This is a genomic window from Pseudomonas gebzensis, from assembly GCF_034427815.1.
GTDB lineage: Bacteria > Pseudomonadota > Gammaproteobacteria > Pseudomonadales > Pseudomonadaceae > Aquipseudomonas.
Genome location: NZ_JAXQNS010000012.1, coordinates 1 through 20,232, shown reverse-complemented (window position 1 = coordinate 20,232; position 20,232 = coordinate 1). Strand labels below are relative to the sequence as shown.

Sequence of the window (20,232 nt, the reverse complement as noted above, 5' to 3'; positions counted from 1 at the left end):
CGCGCACGCCGAGCCTGGACGTCTAGACTGGACGATACCGTTGTGTGGAGGCCCTGATGAACCCACGCCAACACTGCCTGCTGTGCCTGCAACGCACCCCCGCCTCGCTGCTGGAAGCGGCGCTGTGGATCGCCGCTGAACATGACCCCACGGTCGTGCCTGCCAGCGCCCTGGCGCAGCTGCACCCGCTGCAACTGGACATCGCCCACAGCCTGCCGGTATTGCCCCCTCGAGAACTGGCCCAGCCTCTATTGCGCGTGCTCAACACCCTGGGTTTCCAGCAGGACGAGTACCAACCCATTCGCCCCCAGGCGGCACTGCTCGACCACGTCCTGCAGCGTCGACGCGGGCAGCCGTTGGCGCTGGCCATCCTCGCGCTGGAGCTGGCGCACCGTTTGCACATTCCGTTGGAGGGGGTGAACTTTCCAGGCCATTTCCTGCTGCGCGTGCCCGGCGCCGACTACCTGCTCGACCCGTGCGGCGGCCGCCGCCTGTATCCCGCTGACTGCCGCGAGCTGCTGCACCGGCAGTACGGCGCCAATGCCGCGCTGAACGCCGAGCACTTCGCGGTGGCTTCGCCGGCGCAGATGCTGCAGCGCCTGTCCCGCAATCTGCGGCAACTGCACACCCATCACGACAACGACCTGGCCGCCCTGATCGATGCAGAACGGGTCATGCAACTGGGCCCGGTGAGCAGTGCCGACTACTTGGCCCGGGCCACGCTGTATGGGCGCCTGAGCTGCCCGCAGGCCGAGCGTTTCGACCTGCAACACGCGCTGTTGCTCAGCGACGATCCGCTGCAACGCCTGAAGCTGACCGAACGCCTGGGCCAGCTACCGAGCGCGTCCCGCTCGCTTCATTGAACAGGCGTGTCCGGCTGATTGGCGGGATGCGCTGCAATGAACGCCGGGTGTTGTGCGGCCAGTGCCGCCACCCGGGCAATGCGCGGATAACACGAGAGATCGACGTTGAAGCGCTGCGCTGCGTAGAGCTGACCCACCAGGTAGATGTCCGCCAGTCCAGGTTCGGCGCCCAGGCAATAGCCCGTATCGCCAATCAACGGCTCGACCGCCGCCAGTCCCTGGGTGATCCAATGGCAGGTCCACTCCGTCACGTGGGCCTCGTCGTGCCCCAATCCACGCAGCCGGTTGAGCACACTGAGGTTGTGCAGCGGGTGCACGTCGCAGGCGATCAATGCCGCAATCGCCCGCACCCTTGCCCGCATCGGCGCATCGGCGGGTAGCAGGGCCGGCGTGGGGTACACCTCCTCCAGGTACTCGATGATCGCCAACGACTGCATCAGCCGCTCGCCGTCGTCGGTACGCAAGGTCGGCACTCGCGCCTGTGGATTGAGGGCGCGATAATCGGCCTTGAGCTGCTCGCCCCCCAGCAGATTGACGGCAATGGCCTGGTATTCCAGGCCCTTGAGCGCCAGTGCGATACGCACCCGGTAGGAAGCGGTGGAGCGATAGTAGGTGAACAGTTCCATCACCACGGCCCTCCTCAATTGGCGGCCACGACCCTGCCGCGGCACTCGCCAAAGCCGATGCTGGCCACACCCTCACGTACGCACCGACCGCGCAGGATGATCTCGTCACCATCTTCGAGGAAGCTGCGCTGCTCGCCATTGGCCAGTTGCAGCGGATGCTTGCCGCCCTCTGTGATCTCCAGCAGGCTGCCGTAGGCACCCTGCCCCGCCCCAGACAACGTGCCTGAGCCGAACAGGTCGCCAGGCTGCAACTGGCAGCCGTTGACGCTGTGGTGGGCGACCAACTGCGCGACGGTCCAGTACATGCTCAGGCTGTTGCTCAGGGCCAGGCGCTCAGGCGCCGCCCCCGCTTCACGCATCTGGGGGGTCAGCAGCAGCACTTCCAGTTCGATGTCGAAGGCGCCCTGGGCTTGATCCTGCGCATCGAGCAGATACGGCAGCGGTTGCGGGTCACCCTCGGGACGAGCCGGCTGCGTGCAGCGAAACGGCGCCAGTGCTTCGGCAGTGATCACCCACGGCGACACGGTGGTGATGAAGCTTTTCGACAGAAACGGCCCGAGCGGCTGGTATTCCCAGGCCTGGATATCGCGCGCCGACCAGTCGTTGAGCAAACACAGGCCAGCGACATGCTCGCCGGCTTCACGGATGTCGATGGCCTCGCCCATGGCGTTGCCCTGGCCGATCCAGATACCCAGTTCCAGTTCGTAGTCCAGGCGCGCGCAAGGGCCAAAGCGCGGTTCACTGTGGCCGGCCGGCAGGGTCTGGCCCTTGGGGCGGCGCACCTCGACACCGCTCGGGCGCAAGGTGGAAGCACGCCCGTGGTAGCCGATAGGCACGTATTTGTAGTTGGGCAGCAGCGGGTTGTCGGGGCGGAACAGCTTGCCGACGTTGCTGGCGTGCTGGATGCCGACATAGAAATCGGTGTAGTCGCCAACCTGCGCCGGCAGGTGCATCTGGCATGCGTGCGCCGGATAGAGCAGTGGGCGCAACGCGGCCTGGTGTTCACTGCCCTCGGCGAGCAGGGCCAGCAGGCGCTCGCGCAAGGCGAGGCGGGCCGGCCGGCCGAGTGCGAACAGGGCATTCAAGGCGTCACTGGCGGCCTCGGCGGCCACCTTGGCCTGCCCCTCCAACAGCCCGGCGTCCAGCACCGCCGGCAGGTCGAGAATCGCATCGCCAATGGCGACCCCGCAGCGCCGTGCTTCACCGGGCCGGCTGAAGATGCCCAGGGGCAGGTTTTGCAATGGGAAATCGGCGTGCCCGTTGGCGTGTTCGACCCAACTGCGGGCCAGGGTGGATGCGTTCATCGGTCAGCTCCGCTGCGGATTGAAGGTGGTGGCGAGCGTTGCCCAGCACTGGTCATAACGGTCCTGCAGCTGCGGGCTGCTCATCGCCTGCTGGCTGGGACGCAGCACTTGGCTGGTCTCGAACATGAAGGCCATGGTGCCGTCGATCTTGTGCGGCGTCAGGTGGGCGGCGATGGCTTTTTCGCAGGTTTCGGCATCAGGGCCGTGGGCGCTCATGCACGGGTGCAATGAAGCGCCCCCGGGCAGGAAGCCTTCGGCCTTGGCGTCGTAGGCGCCGGCAATCAGGCCCATGAACTCGTTCATCAGGTTGCGGTGGAACCACGGTGGCCGGAAGGTGTTCTCGGCCACCATCCAGCGCGGCGGGAAGATCACGAAGTCGATGTTGGCCATGCCCGGCACGCTGCTGGGCGAGGTGAGCACGGTGAAGATCGAGGGGTCCGGATGGTCATAGCTGACCGTACCGAGGGTGTTGAAGGTGCGCAGGTCGTATTTGTAAGGCACGTTGTTGCCGTGCCAGGCCACCACGTCCAGCGGCGAATGATTCAGCTCGCAGCCCCAAAGCTGGCCCAGGTATTTCTGCACCAGCTGCACAGGTCCGGTGATGTCTTCGTAGTGGGCCACCGGGGTGAGGAAATCGCGCGGGTTGGCCAGGCCATTGCTGCCGATCGGGCCCAGATCCGGAATGCGCAACGAGGCGCCATGGTTCTCGGCCAAATAGCCGCGCGCCTCGCCATCGGGCAACTCGACACGAAACTTCATGCCGCGCGGCACCACCGCAATTTCCAGTGGGCCGAGTTCCAGCACGCCCAGTTCGGTGACCAGGCGCAGCCTGCCCTGTTGGGGCACCAGCAGCAGCTCGCCATCGGCGTTGAAGAACGCCCGCTGCATCGAGCGGTTGGCGGCGTACAGGTAAATGCTCACGCCACTGGGCGCGTCGGCCGGCGCGTTGGCAGCCATGGGCAGCCAACCGTCGATGAAATCGGTTGGCTCGGCGGGCATGGGCTGCGGGTTCCAGCGCAAGCGATTGGGGGTGGGCACCGCCCCGGCGGCCGTCAGCGGTTGCCGCGCCAGGCGTTCGAAACGCGGGTGCAGCGCACTGGGGCGAATGCGGTACAGCCAACTGCGCCGCTGCTCGTGGCGCGGGACGGTGAACGCCGTGCCGGACAGTTGCTCGGCATACAGCCCGTAGGGCACTTGCTGCGGGGAATTGCACCCCTGCGGCAGGCTGCCCGGCAAGGCTTGGCTGGCAAATTCGTTGGCAAAACCGCTCAGGTACTGCAGGTCTTCGCAAGGGGTGCGCTGCATCGAGGCCTCCGGGCTGATCGCGGGTCACCGGCAGTCGTGGCTGCGGCAACCTCGCCGAGTTGTATTTATCGTAATCAGATTACGCTTAACGTAATTTGCTCAATGGCGGTCGTCAAGCTATAAGGTCGCCATCTCCTCCGGAATCACAGCTCAATGACCCAGGTCAATTCGCCCGCCGACAGCGGCAAGCAGAAGGTCCGGTCGGCGGAAGTCGGCACCGACATTCTCAAGGCCCTGGCACAACTGGCACCCTCCACGTCGCTGTCGCGCCTGGCCGAGTTCGTCGACATGCCCGCAAGCAAGGTGCACCGCTACCTGCAGGCCTTGATCGCCAGCGGCTTCGCCGAGCAGAACCCGGCCACCAACCACTACGGCCTGGGCCGCGAAGCGCTGCGGGTAGGCTTGGCCGCGCTGGGCAGCATCGATGTGCTGAAGGTCGCGGCGGCGCCGCTCTCGCAGCTGCGCGACACGCTCAATGAAAGTTGCTTTCTTGCGGTCTGGGGCAACCAGGGCGCGACGGTGGTGAGCATCGAACCTGCGGTGCGCGCGGTCACGGTGGTGACCCAGATCGGCTCGGTGCTGCCGCTGCTCAGTTCGTCCACCGGGCTGGTGTTCGCCGCTTACCTGCCGGAGCGTGAAACCAGCGACCTGCGCGATCAGGAGCTGGCACGCCTGCAGCACCAGGCCGGTGACTACAGCGCGGCGTTCGCAGCGATCCGCGCCGAGGGGCTGCATGCGGTGCATGGGCTGTTGATGCCGGGGGTAGATGCCGTGTCGGCGCCGATCTTCAACGCGTTGGGCCAGGTCGCTGCGGTGATGACCGTGGTTGGCCCGACCTCGATGTTCAACGCCGACAGCCAAGGCCCAGCGGCCGAGCGGCTGCGCGCGGCGACGCAAGCGGCCAGTTGGCGCATGGGCTATGAAGCGGGATGAGGCAGCACTGTTGCCGGACGCGTAACAGTGATTGTCTGAAGGTCGTATATTTCCAAAGCGATCAACGGCTTATGCTCGGCGTCCCTGGCCTTGGCAGCGCGAACCCCCAGTGACCGGTGCCGGCCCAGGTACCCTGGCCGATTTTGAAGCTCCTTGATCTGCCGTCTTCATTGGCCGCTGCGCATGCAGCGGCCTTTTTTTATGGCTGCGCCGCGTGCAGCTCGCCCCAGGTGGGCTTTTGCGGCAGGTACGTCAAGGGTTGCTCGCGAAAGGCCAGGTACTCACCCAATACCTGTACCGGCGCTTCGGTATGCGGAAAATGTCCGATATCCGGCAACAAGATGATCTCGGCCTCGGGAAGCAACTGTCGGTAGCGTTCGAGCACGTGCGCGCTGCACAGTGGGTCCTGCGCGCCATTGATCAGCCTCACCGGCACCCCGCCGCGCTGCAACGCCTCCAGCCAGCGCGGGCGGTGGACACGCCGCTCGCGCACAAAGCCCATCAGCTTGTGCAGGATGCGCGTGCCGCGATTGGACAGAATCAGGCTCCAGTAGTCGTCCAGCGCACTTTCGTTGAGGTGGCTGTCGAGGCGGTTGAGTTGCGACAGGTTGCGCACCAGATCTTCACGCCCGAAGGCACGCCCCACTAGCCAGCCCAACGGGCTGAGCAAGAGCTTGTGCGCCAGCTGCAACGGGTGGCATTCAGGCAACAGGCCAGTGTTGAGGAATACGCAACTGGCCACCTCGGCGAGGCCTTCGTGGTGCCGGGCCAGTAGTTCCTGAGCCACATTGCCGCCATAGTCGTGGGCGAGCAGGTGCACCGGCTGGTCGATACCCAGGTGCTGCAACAGCGCCTGTTGCAGGTCGGCCTGGTTCAGCAAGCTGTAGCTGTCGTCCAGCGGTTTGGCCGAATCGCCAAAGCCGAGCATGTCGCAGGCCACCAGCTGAAAGCGCTGGGCCAGGGGCGCCCACAGGTAGTGCCAGTCCCAACTGGCGGTGGGAAAGCCGTGCAGCAACAGCAGCGGCTCGCCCTGCCCGGCCGTCCAGTAGCGAATGCTCTGGCCACGGAAGGTGAAGGGTTGACCCCGGGTACGCCACACACACAACGGGATTTCGGCGAGGGGCATCAGCTGCGCCCCTGCCGGGGTGCGCAACGATGGGTCATCAGGGCTGCGAACATGGCGGATTCACCTCTCGGCACATGGGTGTGCTCTTGGTCTCAAGGTGAGTCTAGCCACCCCGCCACAGGCGGTAAGTTGCGTTGGCAGCCAGCTTGATGGCCGTGCGGGACACTGGCCCGGACGGTCAGCGGCAAGGCTTAACGGGCCTTCAATGCCGCCGCGAACTGAGCCAGCCACGGCTCGGCATCGGTCTCGGGGGTCACGGTTTCGCTGGCGTCCAGGCGCAGCATCGGCAGCAGCGCCCGGACCCCCAGCTCATCGAACAGCTCACCCATCAGTTCGCCGCCGCCGCAAAACGTGTCGTAGCTCGAATCGCCCAGGCCGATGACGCCGCCGGGCAGGCCGCGCCAGGTAGCGGGCAAGGTGTCTTTGAGTTCGCTGTACACGGTCATGAGGTTGTCGGGCAATTCGCCCATGCCGGTGGTCGAGGTGATGGCCAGTACGGCCTCTGGCGCGAAGCGCTGGATGTCTTCACAACCGGCCCGCAGCGCATGCCAGGCCTCAAAGCCCGCGGCGTTGAGTACCGCTTCGGCGTGGCGGGCGACGTCTTCGGCCGCACCGTAGACCGAGCCGCAAAGGATGGCGATTTTCATCGGGAAAGATTTCCGAAGCTGAGTGAAAACGTAGGATACTCACTTTCGCCGCGCACGAAAGCGCAGCCCGCCCCAATGCCGCCTCCATCGCCCCAGGTCCTGCCGATGATCAATGCCTATTTGCTGCAATCGATGGTCGATGCCTCCAACGACGGCATCGTGGTCGCCGAACGCGAAGGTGAAGACACCATTCTGATTTACATGAACGCGGCCTTTGCGCGCCTCACGGGCTACTCGCCCACTGAAGTGCTGTATCAGGACTGCCGCTTTCTGCAAGGCGATGACCGCGACCAACTGGCCCGCGCGCGCATCCGCCGCGCGCTGGCAGAGCACCAACCGTGCCGCGAAGTGTTGCGCAACTACCGCAAGGACGGCCAAGTGTTCTGGAACGAGCTGTCGATCACGCCGCTGCACGATCCGATTTCCCAGCGCACCTATTACATCGGTATCCAGAAAGACGTCACCCGCCAGGTCGAGCTGGAGCGCCAGTTGGTCCAAGCCCAGGCGGCGCTGGCCGAACGGGAGCGTTGCTGAGTCGCTCAGCGCCGCCGCCACCCTGTCACCACCCGAGCCCGTACGAGCATTGCCATGCAACCAGACCCACTCCTCAGCCAGGCTGAACTGGACTTCATCCAGGACCTGCAACAGGGCCTGCAGACGGACCTCAGCGGACCGTCCGCGGGCCTGCGGGTGCAAGGGCAGCAGGTGACCCGCGAGTTGCTCACGCACCTGATCGGCCAGGAACAGGTGACCTTGCAGGCCACCGTGGACAACCAGCAGATCAGTTTTCCGCTGCAGCTGGTCGAGGATGAATTCCATACCCTGCACCTGCACCTGGGCTCACCGGAAATCTATGAAGACGGCCCCATGCTGCGCGCCTGGCGGTTGTCGCTCGAGCAGCCGAGCCCGTTGCGCGACCCGCTTGGCAAGCTCAGTACCCTGTGGGTACGCGACCTCTCGTTCAACGGCATGCTGGTCGAAGTGCGCGGGCAACATCCGGCACCGGCGCAGTTCGATCTGGACTTTGCCCCGACGGGCATTGCCGCCATGACGCTGCATGGCGAGCTGCGCCGGCGCATCGGCCCGGACCTGGCCGCGTATGACCTCAGCGGCAGCGACCGCGACGAGATCGATCGGCTGCGCGATTACGTGCTGCAGGCCCACCGCCAGGCCCATCCAGAGCTGCATACTCAGGTATCGAGCTGACCGGCGAGAAACCGCTGCAGGCGCTGGCGCATCCCCACCGCCTGCGCGCCCAGGCAGGCCACCGGGCTCCCCGCGAGCAGCGTGTCGGCCAAGTCGGCCATTTCCCCCGCCAGCGCCAGCGGACAGCCCAAGCCGCGTGCCACCTGAGCCAGACGCCGGCCCAGCTCGGCCGGCGGATGGTGATGCGACACCAGCACCAGGGCATCGGCCGCACGCCGCTCGCAGATCAAGGCCAGCTCGGCCAGAGGCTGGCCCACCGGCAGTACCGTGACCGACATTTCAGCGCTGCTCAGCAGCAGGCCAGCGACCAGCAGTTCGAGCATGCGCACGTCCTCATTGAGCGGCGCCACCAAGACCTGCGCAGCGCAGGTTGCACCAGGCCCGCGCAGCAACCCCGACACCAGGTGGCACAGGAACTGATCGAGAAACAGGCGTTCGCTGACCTGGCCGTACAACGCGCTGGCGCCGTGCAGCGACGTCCACAATGGCATCCACACCTGCTCGAACACCGCGTCAAGGCCCACGGCCGCGACCGCCTGCTCATGCAGCTGGACCAGGCGCTGGTCATCGAAATCGGCCAGCGCCTCGCGCGCCCGTGCTTGCCACCAGCGCGGCGCCTGGGCCGTCTCAGCCGCGGCCTGAACCTGCGCAGCCGCTGTGCCACGCGCCAGAATGCGGGCCACACGGCTCACCGGTACGCCGCGTTCGAGCCAGCCGAGAATGCTCTGCACGGTGTCGATGTCCGCCTGGCTGTACAGGCGATGGCCCGTGTCGGTGCGGGTCGGTTGCAACAGGCCGTGGCGGCGCTCCCAGGCGCGCAGGGTGACGGCGTTGACACCGGTGTCGCGGGCCACCTCACCAATCGAATGGTACGTGGGTGCGCTGGCCTGCAAATCCTCGTGCTGCTGATTCATGTGCCCGACGCCCGCCTTGAAATGAAGCGCCAGTGTACGTGGGGTACGCCCGGGCGATCAGAAAAAAAGCCCCTTGCGCTGCAGGGCGCTGGACGTCGATTCAACCTGCCGTGGCGCAGCATCGAGCGCTGCCCGGCGATAACCGGCAGTGGCAGCACAGGAGGAAACACTTCGGGTATGCTGGCCCTCTCGCAAGGACAGACAAGTTGACCGCCCGAACATGAACAGCCCAATCCTTCTCACCGGCGCCAGCCAGCGTGTCGGGCTGGCCTTGGCACAGGCCTTGGCGCAGGCCGGCCATAGCGTGATCAGCGCCAGCCGCAGCCAGCCACCGGCGCACCCGAACATCCAGCATTTCGAGGCAGACCTGTGCCAGGCCGCCGACCGCGAAGCGCTGATCGACCACCTGCAGCGCACCTGTACCCGCCTGCGCGCGGTGATCCACAACGCGTCCTTGTGGCTCGATGACAGCCCCGGCAACCTCGACACGATGTTCCGCCTGCACGTCGAAGCGCCCTACCACCTGAACCTGGCCCTGGGCGAACTGCTCAAGAACGCCGGCAAGGCCGACATCATCCACATCTGCGATGAAACCTCATCGCGCGGCAGCAAGAGCCACATCGGCTATGCCGCCACCAAGGCCGCGTTGCAGAACATGGTGCTGTCGTTCGCCGAGAAATATGCCCCGCACGTGCGCGTCAACGGCATCCTGCCCGGCCTGTTGATGTTCAAGCCCGAAGGCGACGAAGCCTATCGCCAGCAGGCCCTGCAGAAGGCCCTGCTGGAATTCGAACCCGGCGCCGAGCCGCTGATCGAGGCCGTGCTGTTTTTGCTGCAGAGCCAGTACAGCACCGGTAGCCAGATCACCATCAACGGCGGCCGACACCTGAAAAACCGTATCCTCTGAGACCCCAACCATGACGCCACAACAACAGCTCGAACTCGAAGCCGCCGCGTTTCGCCGCTTGGTCAGCCATCTGCAGCAGCGCACCGACGTGCAGAACATCGACCTGATGAACCTCTCCGGCTTCTGCCGCAACTGCCTGTCCAAGTGGTACAAGGCCGCCGCCGACGAGCAGCACATCGACCTCAGCCTCGACGACGCCCGCGAAGCGGTGTACGGCATGCCCTACGCCGAGTGGAAAGCCCAGTACCAGAAAGAAGCCAGCGCCGAACAACAGGCGGCGTTCGACCAAGGGAAACAACCATGACCGACCTCGCGAATTTCCGTCAGTCGCTGACCAGCGGCGAACACGCTTTCGCCACCACCCTCGCCTTTGTTGCCGAGCACTACACTTACACGCCGCAAGGCTTCGACAACGGCGGGCTGGTGAGCATCGCCGGGCAGAACGAAGGCTCGTGCAAGACCCTCGGCCTGGCGCTGCTGGAAAACTTCACCCAAGAAGAAGCCCTGCTGGCCTTCGGCGAGCATTACCGCAGTGTGTTGGACACGCCAGAAGGCAGCGACCACGGCAATATCCGCGCGCTGATGAAAGAGGGTTTGACGGCGGTAACGTTCGCAGAGCAACCGCTACAGCGGTTGGGGTAAGGCCTGTGGCGGCTGGTCCGGTAACCCGATCAGCCGCGATGGCCGGCAAAGCCGGCCCAACACTGCCACCACCATTTCCCTGCCAGTGCGCAGCGTCTGCGTCAGCCCGGCTGCACCGGCCTGACGCAGACGGCAATGGTTCAGTGGGCCGAACCTGCCCATCCAGCCCCGCGCAAATCGCAGTTGGCCGAACGACACCTGCACCCCACGCCAGCGCTGACAACGCGACAGGTGTCTTGCGGTGGGCGCACTCTCGTCAATCGAGTGCCCCCCGGCATTGGCTCAGAGCTCGATGCAGTCGAACTTCACATCGGTGGCCACATCGGCGTTGTAATCGACATCGCTGCGCTCGAAGCCGAACAGATTGAGAAACTCTTTCTTGTAATCGGCGTAGTCGGTCAACTCGAACAGATTTTCGGTAGTGACCTGCGGCCACAGCGCCTTGCAGGCGTTCTGCACGTCGTCACGCAGCTCCCAGTCGTCCACACGCAGACGGCTCTGCTCATCGACCTCGGCCGGCTGGCCGTCGGCGCGGTACAGACGATCGCGGAACAGGCGGTTGAGCTGGTCACCGGTGCCTTCGTGCACGCCTTTTTCCTGCATGATCTTGAACACCATCGACAGGTACAGCGGCATCACCGGAATGGCCGAGCTGGCCTGGGTGACCACCGACTTGAGCACCGCCACGTTGGCACCGCCTTTCACGGTAGCGGCCAGTTTCTGGTCCAGGCGCCGGGCGGTTGCATCGAGGTCCTTCTTGGCCTGGCCAAGCGCACCATCCCAGTAGATCGGCCAGGTGATTTCGGTGCCGATGTAGCTGAACGCCACACTGCGCGCGCCTTCGGCCAATACGTCGGCACCGGCCAGGGCGTCTATCCACAGCTGCCAGTCCTGACCGCCCATGACGGTCACGGTGTCGGCGATTTCCTGCTCCGAAGCCGGCTCGATGCTGGCTTGGATGATGGTGTCCTTGTTGGTGTCGATCGCGGTCGACTGGTACGGCTGGCCAATGGGCTTGAGCGCCGAACGAATCACTTCACCGCTCTGGGGCAGCTTGCGCACCGGGGAGGCCAGGGAATAGATGACCAGATCGACCTTGCCGCCCATGTCCTGCTTGATCAGCTCGATGACCTTGGCGCGGGCTTCATCGGAGAACGCATCGCCATTGATCGACTTGCTGTACAAGCCTTCAGCCTTGGCGAATTGGTCGAATGCAGCGGAGTTGTACCAGCCTGCAGTGCCAGCCTTGGTTTCAGTGCCGGGCTTTTCGAAGAACACGCCAAGGGTGTCGGCCTTGAAACCGAAGGCGGCGGTGATGCGTGCGGCCAGGCCGTAGCCGCTGGAAGCACCGATGACCAGAACCTTCTTCGGACCATCGTCGCGCACACCCTGTTTGCGGGTGGCTTCGATCTGGTCACGGACGTTGAGCTCGCAGCCCTTCGGGTGGGTCGTGGTGCAGATGAAACCGCGAACCTTAGGATGAATGATGGCCAATGTCTGTACCTCGTCAGGTTTGAGCAGGTGTAAGTCGCCCGGTGGCGACTTCATGCATTTCTGGGATTTCTGGGAAGGTGAGACTACACCCGTGCGCGTCGCGACACATCTTAAGGGCTGCGCCCGAGGTTTCAACCACGCAGGCAATCAGCCTCAATCGCCATGATTGATTTGAAAAGGCGATCAATCGGCGAGAAAAACAAACTTCTCAATGTGGCTCAGGCTGTGGATGCTGTCAGGCTTTAGAGCCTGTCCAGGGAGCACTGCAATGAACGAAGTCGCCATCGTCGCCGCCACCCGCACCGCCATCGGCAGTTTTCAGGGGGCGCTGGCCAACGTGTCTGCCGTTGAGCTGGGCGCCGCGGTGATCCGCCGCCTGCTGGAACAGACCGGCCTCGACCCGTCCCAGGTCGATGAGGTGATTCTCGGCCAGGTACTGACCGCCGGCAGCGGGCAGAACCCAGCGCGCCAGAGTGCGGTCAAGGCCGGCTTGCCGCACGCGGTGCCGGCCATGACCCTGAACAAGGTCTGTGGCTCGGGGCTCAAGGCCATCCACCTGGCGGCCCAGGCGATTCGTTGCGGTGACGCCGAGGTGGTGATTGCCGGTGGCCAGGAGAACATGAGCCTGGCGCCCTACGTCTTGCCCAGTGCCCGTACCGGCCAGCGCATGGGCCATGGGCAAATGCTCGACAGCATGATCACCGATGGCCTGTGGGACGCCTTCAACGACTACCACATGGGGATCACGGCCGAGAACCTGGTCGAGGCCTATGGTTTGAGCCGCGAACAGCAAGACGCGTTCGCCGCCGACTCCCAGCGCAAGGCATTGGCCGCTATCGAAAGCGCGCGCTTCAGCGCTGAAATCACACCGATCCACATCCCGCAGAAAAAAGGCGAACCCACCGTATTTGCCACCGACGAGCAGCCGCGCGCCGGCACCACGGCGCAAACCCTGGGCAAGCTGCGCCCGGCCTTCCGCAAGGACGGCAGCGTGACCGCCGGCAACGCCTCGACGCTCAACGATGGCGCCGCCGCCGTCCTGCTGATGAGCGTGAGCAAGGCCCAGGCCCTTGGCCTGCCGATTCTCGCGCGCATCGCCGCCTATGCCAGCGCTGGCGTGGACCCGGCGATCATGGGCATCGGCCCGGTCTCGGCCACCCGCCGCTGCCTCGACAAGGCCGGCTGGCAGTTGCAGGACCTCGACCTGATCGAAGCCAACGAAGCCTTCGCCGCCCAGGCGCTGGCCGTGGGCAAGGAGCTGCAGTGGGACCCGGCGCGGGTCAACGTCAACGGCGGCGCCATCGCCCTCGGCCATCCCATCGGCGCATCGGGCTGCCGCGTGCTGGTGACGCTGCTGCACGAGATGCTCAAGCGCGATGCGCACAAAGGGCTGGCGACCTTGTGCATTGGCGGTGGCCAAGGGGTGGCCTTGGCGATCGAGCGCTAGGGCCGGGTCGATGGCTCGAGCTGATACCCGGCCCCTGCCGGGCCAAGGTCGGCGGGGCGTCAGAGCGCACACACCCCGATCGAGGCCTGACGGTAGGTCGGGGCCATGCCCCCTCAACACCCACCTGGAACGACACGCAACGTCTTGATGCAATCGGCACCTGCAGGAGCGACCTGGGTCGCGATGGGCGGCAAAGCCGCCCCACCCATTCCCCCGCCGACTCACTGACGACACGCCATCTGAGCCGTTGCGAGCGTGATCAGCCCAGCCCCTCCCCACGCCAGCCTCAGGCATACTGCCAGCCGCCTTCAGCCAGACGCCTGCTGAACCTGGCGCAAAACTCGCCCCCATGCACAACGCCAGGCAGCCCCGACCTTGACCCGCGACCAGCTCGAACAGCAGCAGATCCCACTCTACTTCGCCGCAGTGGCCATCGCGGTCGTCAGCGGCCTGCTGGCGCCCACCGCCAGCGCTGGCCTGGCCGTTCTGATCAGCCCCGCCATCGCCGTGCTGATGTACGCGATGTTTCTGCAAATGCCTTTTCTCGATAGGCGTACATCGCTGCCCAAGCGCCGTTTCATGGGCGCGCTGCTGCTGGCCAACTTCGTCTTCATCCCCCCGCTGGTCTGGCTAGGAACGCGCGGCCTGGTCGAGCACCCGGGGTTACTGCTGGGCGCGCTGCTGGTGCTGTTGACGCCGTGCATCGACTACGTGGTGGTGTTCACCCACCTGGGCAAAGGCGATGCCCGAGCGACCCTTGCCGCAACACCCGTGCTGCTGCTCGCGCAGTTGCTGCTGTTGCCGGTGTACCTGCCGTTGATGATGGGCGACGACCTGACCGTGCAACTGACGCTGGCGCCGTTCATCGAGGCGTTTCTGAGCTTGATTGCCCTGCCGCTGTTGCTCGCGGTGCTGAGCTGCGCCAGCGCCAGGCGCCTGCCCGCGATGGCGGCCTGGAACCATGCCTGCGCCTGGCTGCCGGTGCCCGCCATGGCGCTGGTGTTGGTGCTGGTGGTGGGTTCACAGATCGGCGAGGTGCTGCGCGATGTGCAGCGATGGGTGCCGGTGCTGCCGGTGTACATCGGTTTCGCCTTGCTGGCGCCGTGTGTGGGCATGCTCACGGCGCGTCTGTGGCGCCTGCCGCTCGCGCAGGTCCGCTCGCTGGCTTTCAGCACCGCCACACGCAACTCATTGGTGGTGCTGCCTCTGGCCTTGGCCTTGCCGCCGCAATGGCGCACCCACGCGGCTGCTGCCGTGATGACCCAGACCTTGGTGGAACTGGTGGCCGAACTGATCTACGTCCGTTGGGTGCCCAAGCTGATACGCCGGTGATGGTTGCCGTAAAGCGACCCCGGGCTATGCCAGGTAGACCACTCGCAGTTGTTCACGCCACGCTTCGCGCGGCTGACGAGCAACGCCAACCTGCCGCCCATCGCGGCTAACGGCAGCGCCGGACGACGCCGCGCCCCAGGGCCCTGCCCAGGCAACAGGTTCCGTTGAGTGCCAGGACAGCGAGCCTGCTCGCCAAGAGGGCCACCGAAACCCTACCTGGCCGAGCGCTCACGATGCCTGGTCATTTTTCGCGAGCGGGCTCGCGCTGACGGCGGGCAAACATGGGCTCATCGCAGCAGCGCGGCTTGCCCGGCCAGGAGGGCGGGTCGGGATGGGCGAGCCCGTCGCGCTCAGCGTGCATTGCCTGGCCAAGCCATCGGGCAGTACGCAGACCGCCTCTTTTTCACTCCAGCGCCGCCGCCGGGCCAAAGAACTCGAACCGGCTTTGCTCCTCGGGCACCCCCAGCCCCTTCAACTGGCGCTTGATCGCCGCCATGAACGGCTTGGGCCCAAGGAAATACACATCCACGTCCCGCTCACCGGGCAACCACTCACCGAGCAGGTCCTGGCTCATCAGGCCGAGCGCATGGGCATGGGCGCTGCCATCGTCTTCGGCGTAGCAGTAGAAACGCTTGAGCTGCGGGTGAGCGGCGGCCAGCGCATCCACGCTGTCGCGAAAGGCATGCACCCCACCGTTGCGTGCGCAATGGATGAAATGCACGGGCCGGCCGCCTTGCAGCGCGGCCTGCAACATCGCCAGGGTCGGCGTGATGCCAACCCCACCGCTGATCAACACCAGCGGCTTGTCGCCCGCGGTCAGGGTGAAGTCGCCCGCCGGCGGGAACAGTTGCAAGGTATCGCCTACCTGCAAGGTATCGTGCAGGTAGTTGGACACCTTGCCACCCACCTCGCGCTTGACGCTGATGCGGTACTCACGGCCATCGCAAAGCGCCGACAAGGAATAGTTGCGGCGCTGCTCGCTACCGTCGATGAACAGTTGCAGGCCAATGTACTGGCCGGGCTCGGCCTTGAGCACCGGCTGACCATCGGCCGGGGCGAAGTAGAACGACACGATTTCCGCACTCTCCTGCTCGCGGCGCGCCAGCCGGAAAGCGCGCGTGCCACGCCAGCCACCGGTGGCGTGCTCCTTGGCCTGGTAAAGGCTTTCTTCAGCGCCAATGAGGATGTCGGCCAGTTGCCCGTACGCGGCGCCCCAGGCGTCGATCACCGCGGGTGTGGCGATGTCTTCCCCCAGCACTTCCTTGATTGCCCGCAGCAGGCAGCCGCCAACGATCGGGTAATGCTCGGGCAAGATCTGCAGGGCCACATGCTTGTTGATGATCTGCGCCACCAACCCACCCAGTTGTTCGAGCTGATCGATGTGCCGGGCGTACATCAACACCCCATTGGCCAGCGCCCGCGGCTGATCGCCACTGGCCTGGTGGGCCTGGTTGAACAGCGGCCGCACTTCGGGGTGCTCGTTGAGCATCATCTGATAGAAATGCGTGGTCAGCGTCTCACCGCCGCTTTCGAGCAGCGGGACGGTGGCTTTGATGATGGCGCGTTGGTCGGCGGTGAGCATGCAGGCAACTCCTGGGCAACGGTTCTGAACGAGATACCCCGTGCTATTTCACGAAGCGTGCCAACCCTGAAACCCAGGCAATTCGGGCACCGTCTTACGTTTCGTGTCGAAATGACCTACAGTTCGGTCTAGTCATGATGACCATGGGGAGTCTTTATGACCGCCACCGCACTGCTGACCGCCCTCCGGCCGCTGGTCAGCGATCTGTCTCGCGAGCTGCCTGACCACGAACGTTACCGTCGCCTGCTGCAGGCCATGCGCGGGCTGCTGCCATGTGATGCGGCGGCGCTGCTGCGCCTGGACGGCGAGTGGCTGGTCCCGCTGGCGGTGGACGGCTTGACCCCCGACACCTTGGGTCGGCGTTTCCGGGTCAGTGAACACCCGCGCTTCGAGATCTTGCTGAGCCAGCCCACCCCAACGCGCTTTGCCAGCGACAGCGACCTGCCCGACCCCTACGACGGGTTGGTCAATGCTCCCGATGTCGACCTGCACGTGCACGACTGCATGGGCTGCCCGCTGATGATCGATGAGCGCCCCTGGGGCCTGCTGACCCTTGATGCATTGCGCCCCGAGCAGTTCCACAGCGTCGAGCTCGACGCGCTGCAAGCGTTCGCCAGCCTGGCAGCGGCCACGGTCACCGCCGCCGAGCGCATCGAGCACCTGGCCCTGCGTGCCGAGCATGAGCGCCAACGCGCCGAAACCTATCGCCAGGCCACGCACCAAGCCCCGCAGTTGATCGGCCAAAGCGACGTACACCGCCAGTTGCTCGAAGAAGTGCGCCTGGTAGCGAACAGTGAACTGAGCGTGCTGATCACCGGCGAAACCGGTGTGGGCAAGGAGCTGGTCGCCCAGGCGCTGCATCAGGCCAGTCACCGCGCTGACAAACCACTGATCAGCCTCAATTGCGCAGCGCTTCCCAATACCTTGGTAGAAAGCGAGTTGTTCGGCCATGTACGCGGCGCCTTTACCGGTGCCCATGCGGAGCGACGCGGCAAATTCGAGGTGGCCCACGGCGGCACCTTGTTCCTCGATGAAGTGGGCGAACTGCCGCTGGCGATGCAGGCCAAGCTGCTGCGTGTGCTGCAGAGCGGCCAGTTGCAGCGCCTGGGCTCGGACCGCGAGCACCATGTGGATGTGCGCCTGATCGCCGCGACCAACCGCGACTTGAGCGAGGAGGTGCGCCAGGGTCGCTTTCGCGCCGATTTCTACCACCGCCTCAGTGTCTATCCGCTGCACGTGCCGCCGCTGCGCGAGCGGGGCCGCGATGTGTTGCTACTGGCTGGGTATTTCCTCGAACAGAACCGCTCGCGTCTGGGCTTGAACAGCCTGCGCCTGAGCGCCGATGCGCAGACCGCCCTGCTGCACTACGACTGGCCGGGCAACGTGCGCGAGCTGGAGCACTTGATCGGCCGCAGCGCACTCAAAGCGCTGGGCAAACAGCCCGCGCGCCCACGCATCCTCACCCTGACGGCCAAGGACCTGGACCTCGCCCTCGGCCTTGCCAGCGAGCCCCGCGCCGTTGATCCGGCACTACCACCGGTCGGTTTGATCGAAGGCGGCTTGCGCCAGGCGGTGGACGAGTTTCAGCGCCAACTGCTGCTGCAATCGCTTGCTCGCCATGGGCAAAACCGCGCCGCTGTAGCGCGCGAGCTGGGTATTGATCGCGCCAACCTGAGCCGGCTGGCCAAGCGGCTCGAGTTGGACTGAACGCCAACAGTCTGACTCACCATTATTTGGCGCGCCACGCAAACTGGTCCGTTCGGTCAACACTGCCTATACCTCCCAGACGATCTGTAACAGGGCTGTTACGGGCTTCCCGGCGCGCGCGGAGTGATCTGCGCACGGGGAAGCAGGATTGGCTGGCACCTACGCACGGTGTCGGCCCCTCATCCAGCAGGGAGCATGTATGGACAACATCGTCGTCGCCGATAAAGCCACCGCACAACTGTCGCAAACCGCCTGGGGTGACCTGAGCCTGAAGCAGGCCAGCCTGGTGCAGTTGCCTGTTCCTCCCGATCAGGTCGCAAACGTGGTTCGTGACGGGCAAAACCTGGTGGTGACGCTAAGGTCCGGGGAGAAGATCTCCCTTGGCAACTTCTTCGTCGTCGATCAGGACGGTGTGGGCAACGATTTGGTCTTCGTCGGCGACGACGGCACCCTTTGGCACGCCATCTACGATGCCGATGCCTTTACCGGATTCACCTTCGATGATGTTGCCTCGCTCGATGAGCTGATGGCCGGGCTGGGCGAAGCCGGCAACGCCACGCCGACCTTCGCCATTGCCGGCTTGAGCCTGCTCGGCGCAGGCGGCGCGGCCGCTGCGGCGGGCGCAGGCGGAGGTGGTGGTGGTGGTGGTGGCGGTAGCAACGACCCGGATGTCACTGCGCCTGCCAGCGCAACCGACCTGCTGGTAAGCGCCGACGGGCGTAGTGTCAGTGGCCGTGGCGAGGCCGGCGCTACGGTGAACGTGCGCGATGCGGCAGGCAACGTGCTCGGCAGCGGTACGGTGGGCAGCGACGGCGTGTTCCAGGTGCCGCTCGAGCCACCACAGCTCAATGGCGAGCCACTGGACGTCAGCTTGACGGATGCAGCCGGCAACACTTCCGATCCGGCCAGTGTCACGGCCCCGGACGTCACCGCCCCGCAACCGCCCACCGACCTGCGCATCACGCCCCAGGGTGATGTGCTGTCCGGGACCGCAGAGGCCGGTTCGACCGTGCAGGTGCGCGGCCCCGACGGTACGCTGCTGGGCAGCGCCGTAGCCGGCACTGACGGTAGCTTCAGTGTCACCTTGCAGCCGCCGCAGAGCGCCGGACAGCCCCTGCAGGTCAGCGCCACCGATGCGGCGGGCAATACCTCTACGTCCACGACCTTGACCGCGCCGGACGCCGCTTCGCCACCCGACACCACGGCGCCTGATGCGCCGACCGACCTGCTGGTGAGCGCAGGCGGGCGAGCACTGGGCGGACGCGGTGAGCCGGGCACGACTGTGACGGTGCGCGATGCCCAGGGGGCGGTGATTGGCACCGCAGTGGTAGGGGCAGACGGCAACTTCAGCGTTTCACTGAACCCTGCGGTGATCGATGGCAGCGCGCTGCAGGTCGACCTGACCGATGCGGCGGGGAATGTTTCTGCAGCAGCGTCGGTGCTGACGCCGGACCTCACGGCGCCGGCTCAGCCGACGGATCTGGCGGTTGCCGATGGCGTGACGCTGACGGGTACAGGCGAACCAGGCGCCACGGTGCAGGTTCGTGATGCGGCTGGGAATGTGATTGGTACAGGCCAGGTTCGTGCGGACGGTGGGTTCACCGTGACGTTGGATCCGGCGCAGGCCAATGGTGAGTTCATCGATGTTCGCCAGACCGATGCGGCGGGGAATACGTCTTCGCCACTCGCGTTCCAAGTGCCCGATATCACCGCACCCGATGCCATCCAAGGTGTAGTCGTGAGCGCCGATGGCCTGAGCGTTTCAGGCCGTGGCGAAGCCGGGGCGGCGGTCGAGGTGCGCGATGCAAACGGCACCGTCATTGGCGCTGGGGTCGTCGCGGCCAACGGGACCTTCGTGCTGTCGCTCGATTCGGCGCTCATCGCTGGCGAAACCATCAACCTGACCCAGACCGATGCCGCCGGTAATGCTTCGGTTGGCTTCGACTTCACCGTACCGGCCACCCCTGCGCCCGCTAGCCCGACCGGGTTGACGCTGAACGCCGATGGCTCGGAATTGAGCGGCCTTGCCACGCCTGGAAACCGCGTTGAAGCCCGAGGGGCTGACGGCACCTTGCTAGGTAGCGCTATCGCCGCCGCAGACGGCTCGTTCACCATCACACTGCAACCAACACAAGCCAACGGCGAAACTATCGACGCAGTCGCCATCGATGCCGCTAACCAGAGCTCGATTCCAACG

General features: G+C 65.4%; 19 protein-coding genes. 11 read left to right on the top strand and 8 right to left on the bottom strand.

What is annotated here, in order from left to right:
- Positions 1 to 56: 56 nt before the first annotated feature.
- Positions 57 to 863 carry a SirB1 family protein gene (locus tag SJI00_RS19895; RefSeq protein WP_322463388.1) on the top strand — a complete coding sequence of 269 codons (807 nt, stop codon included), beginning with the start codon at positions 57 to 59 and terminating at the stop codon, positions 861 to 863.
- Here SJI00_RS19895 and maiA read toward each other — a convergent pair.
- Genes maiA through hmgA form a run of 3 tightly spaced genes read right to left on the bottom strand, consistent with a single transcriptional unit; the run spans position 857 to position 4,098 of the window.
- Positions 857 to 1,489 carry a maleylacetoacetate isomerase gene (gene maiA / locus SJI00_RS19890; protein ID WP_322463387.1) on the bottom strand — a complete coding sequence of 211 codons (633 nt, stop codon included), beginning with the start codon at positions 1,487 to 1,489 and terminating at the stop codon, positions 857 to 859. The two genes, SJI00_RS19895 and maiA, sit on opposite strands and share 7 nt — an antisense overlap.
- A gap of 14 nt (positions 1,490 to 1,503) precedes the next feature.
- Entirely contained in the window at positions 1,504 to 2,793 is a 1,290-nt protein-coding gene (gene fahA / locus SJI00_RS19885) for a fumarylacetoacetase (RefSeq protein ID WP_322463386.1), read from the bottom strand.
- Between the two features lie 3 nt (positions 2,794 to 2,796).
- On the bottom strand, positions 2,797 to 4,098 hold the full coding sequence (gene hmgA / locus SJI00_RS19880; RefSeq protein ID WP_322463385.1) for a homogentisate 1,2-dioxygenase: 1,302 nt from the start codon (positions 4,096 to 4,098) through the stop codon (positions 2,797 to 2,799).
- A 153-nt stretch (positions 4,099 to 4,251) separates the two neighbouring features.
- Here hmgA and SJI00_RS19875 point away from each other — a divergent pair, with 153 nt between their 5' ends.
- Positions 4,252 to 5,031, top strand: a complete 780-nt coding sequence (locus SJI00_RS19875) for an IclR family transcriptional regulator (protein WP_322463384.1) — start codon at positions 4,252 to 4,254, stop codon at positions 5,029 to 5,031.
- 199 nt (positions 5,032 to 5,230) lie between these two features.
- Here SJI00_RS19875 and SJI00_RS19870 read toward each other — a convergent pair whose 3' ends face one another.
- The gene (locus SJI00_RS19870; RefSeq protein ID WP_322463383.1) at positions 5,231 to 6,157 is read right to left on the bottom strand and encodes an alpha/beta fold hydrolase; all 927 of its coding nucleotides are present in this window, start codon (positions 6,155 to 6,157) and stop codon (positions 5,231 to 5,233) included.
- Between the two features lie 191 nt (positions 6,158 to 6,348).
- Positions 6,349 to 6,804, bottom strand: coding sequence for a flavodoxin (locus SJI00_RS19865; protein ID WP_322463382.1), 456 nt, complete (start codon positions 6,802 to 6,804; stop codon positions 6,349 to 6,351).
- Between the two features lie 105 nt (positions 6,805 to 6,909).
- Between SJI00_RS19865 and SJI00_RS19860 the strand changes: the two genes are divergently transcribed.
- Positions 6,910 to 7,338 carry a PAS domain S-box protein gene (locus SJI00_RS19860; RefSeq protein WP_322463381.1) on the top strand — a complete coding sequence of 143 codons (429 nt, stop codon included), beginning with the start codon at positions 6,910 to 6,912 and terminating at the stop codon, positions 7,336 to 7,338.
- 54 nt (positions 7,339 to 7,392) lie between these two features.
- Entirely contained in the window at positions 7,393 to 8,010 is a 618-nt protein-coding gene (locus SJI00_RS19855; protein WP_322463380.1) for a hypothetical protein, read from the top strand.
- On the opposite strand, the gene SJI00_RS19850 is transcribed toward SJI00_RS19855, so the two are convergent.
- Positions 7,995 to 8,924 (bottom strand): MerR family transcriptional regulator, encoded by a 930-nt coding sequence (locus SJI00_RS19850; protein ID WP_322463379.1) that lies wholly within the window; start codon positions 8,922 to 8,924, stop codon positions 7,995 to 7,997. The genes SJI00_RS19855 and SJI00_RS19850 overlap by 16 nt on opposite strands.
- A 220-nt stretch (positions 8,925 to 9,144) precedes the next feature.
- Here SJI00_RS19850 and folM point away from each other — a divergent pair, with 220 nt between their 5' ends.
- From folM to SJI00_RS19835, 3 genes are read left to right on the top strand one after another with little or no spacing between them, the layout of a single operon-like run.
- Positions 9,145 to 9,831 (top strand): dihydromonapterin reductase, encoded by a 687-nt coding sequence (folM, locus tag SJI00_RS19845; protein ID WP_322463378.1) that lies wholly within the window; start codon positions 9,145 to 9,147, stop codon positions 9,829 to 9,831.
- A gap of 10 nt (positions 9,832 to 9,841) precedes the next feature.
- Positions 9,842 to 10,135: a DUF1244 domain-containing protein gene (locus SJI00_RS19840; protein WP_322463377.1), complete on the top strand. Its 294-nt coding sequence runs from the start codon at positions 9,842 to 9,844 to the stop codon at positions 10,133 to 10,135.
- Complete coding sequence (locus SJI00_RS19835) at positions 10,132 to 10,473, top strand: HopJ type III effector protein (RefSeq protein ID WP_322463376.1); 342 nt, start codon at positions 10,132 to 10,134, stop codon at positions 10,471 to 10,473. Before SJI00_RS19840 ends, SJI00_RS19835 begins: the two co-directional genes overlap by 4 nt.
- Before the next feature lie 282 nt (positions 10,474 to 10,755).
- On the opposite strand, the gene fabV is transcribed toward SJI00_RS19835, so the two are convergent.
- Entirely contained in the window at positions 10,756 to 11,967 is a 1,212-nt protein-coding gene (gene fabV / locus SJI00_RS19830) for an enoyl-ACP reductase FabV (protein ID WP_322463516.1), read from the bottom strand.
- A 268-nt stretch (positions 11,968 to 12,235) separates the two neighbouring features.
- On the opposite strand from fabV, the gene SJI00_RS19825 reads away from it, so the two are divergent.
- Together SJI00_RS19825 and SJI00_RS19820 are read left to right on the top strand one after the other, a co-directional pair.
- Positions 12,236 to 13,414 (top strand): acetyl-CoA C-acetyltransferase, encoded by a 1,179-nt coding sequence (locus tag SJI00_RS19825; RefSeq protein ID WP_322463375.1) that lies wholly within the window; start codon positions 12,236 to 12,238, stop codon positions 13,412 to 13,414.
- A 375-nt stretch (positions 13,415 to 13,789) separates the two neighbouring features.
- Positions 13,790 to 14,746, top strand: coding sequence for an arsenic resistance protein (locus SJI00_RS19820; protein WP_322463374.1), 957 nt, complete (start codon positions 13,790 to 13,792; stop codon positions 14,744 to 14,746).
- A gap of 403 nt (positions 14,747 to 15,149) precedes the next feature.
- Here the strand turns inward: SJI00_RS19820 and hmpA are convergent, their stop codons facing one another.
- Complete coding sequence (hmpA, locus tag SJI00_RS19815) at positions 15,150 to 16,328, bottom strand: NO-inducible flavohemoprotein (protein WP_322463373.1); 1,179 nt, start codon at positions 16,326 to 16,328, stop codon at positions 15,150 to 15,152.
- 156 nt (positions 16,329 to 16,484) lie between these two features.
- On the opposite strand from hmpA, the gene norR reads away from it, so the two are divergent.
- Positions 16,485 to 18,035, top strand: a complete 1,551-nt coding sequence (gene norR / locus SJI00_RS19810) for a nitric oxide reductase transcriptional regulator NorR (protein ID WP_322463372.1) — start codon at positions 16,485 to 16,487, stop codon at positions 18,033 to 18,035.
- A 199-nt stretch (positions 18,036 to 18,234) separates the two neighbouring features.
- On the top strand, positions 18,235 to 20,232 hold a 1,998-nt coding region (locus SJI00_RS19805; RefSeq protein ID WP_322463371.1), incomplete at its 3' end, for an Ig-like domain-containing protein.

Coding starts and splice junctions, on each gene's coding strand:
- SJI00_RS19895 (WP_322463388.1), top strand. CDS start 57: ATGAACCCACGCCAACACTGCCTGCTGTGCCTGCAACGCACCCCCGCC.
- maiA (WP_322463387.1), bottom strand. CDS start 1,489: ATGGAACTGTTCACCTACTATCGCTCCACCGCTTCCTACCGGGTGCGT.
- fahA (WP_322463386.1), bottom strand. CDS start 2,793: ATGAACGCATCCACCCTGGCCCGCAGTTGGGTCGAACACGCCAACGGG.
- hmgA (WP_322463385.1), bottom strand. CDS start 4,098: ATGCAGCGCACCCCTTGCGAAGACCTGCAGTACCTGAGCGGTTTTGCC.
- SJI00_RS19875 (WP_322463384.1), top strand. CDS start 4,252: ATGACCCAGGTCAATTCGCCCGCCGACAGCGGCAAGCAGAAGGTCCGG.
- SJI00_RS19870 (WP_322463383.1), bottom strand. CDS start 6,157: ATGCCCCTCGCCGAAATCCCGTTGTGTGTGTGGCGTACCCGGGGTCAA.
- SJI00_RS19865 (WP_322463382.1), bottom strand. CDS start 6,804: ATGAAAATCGCCATCCTTTGCGGCTCGGTCTACGGTGCGGCCGAAGAC.
- SJI00_RS19860 (WP_322463381.1), top strand. CDS start 6,910: ATGATCAATGCCTATTTGCTGCAATCGATGGTCGATGCCTCCAACGAC.
- SJI00_RS19855 (WP_322463380.1), top strand. CDS start 7,393: ATGCAACCAGACCCACTCCTCAGCCAGGCTGAACTGGACTTCATCCAG.
- SJI00_RS19850 (WP_322463379.1), bottom strand. CDS start 8,924: ATGAATCAGCAGCACGAGGATTTGCAGGCCAGCGCACCCACGTACCAT.
- folM (WP_322463378.1), top strand. CDS start 9,145: ATGAACAGCCCAATCCTTCTCACCGGCGCCAGCCAGCGTGTCGGGCTG.
- SJI00_RS19840 (WP_322463377.1), top strand. CDS start 9,842: ATGACGCCACAACAACAGCTCGAACTCGAAGCCGCCGCGTTTCGCCGC.
- SJI00_RS19835 (WP_322463376.1), top strand. CDS start 10,132: ATGACCGACCTCGCGAATTTCCGTCAGTCGCTGACCAGCGGCGAACAC.
- SJI00_RS19825 (WP_322463375.1), top strand. CDS start 12,236: ATGAACGAAGTCGCCATCGTCGCCGCCACCCGCACCGCCATCGGCAGT.
- hmpA (WP_322463373.1), bottom strand. CDS start 16,328: ATGCTCACCGCCGACCAACGCGCCATCATCAAAGCCACCGTCCCGCTG.
- norR (WP_322463372.1), top strand. CDS start 16,485: ATGACCGCCACCGCACTGCTGACCGCCCTCCGGCCGCTGGTCAGCGAT.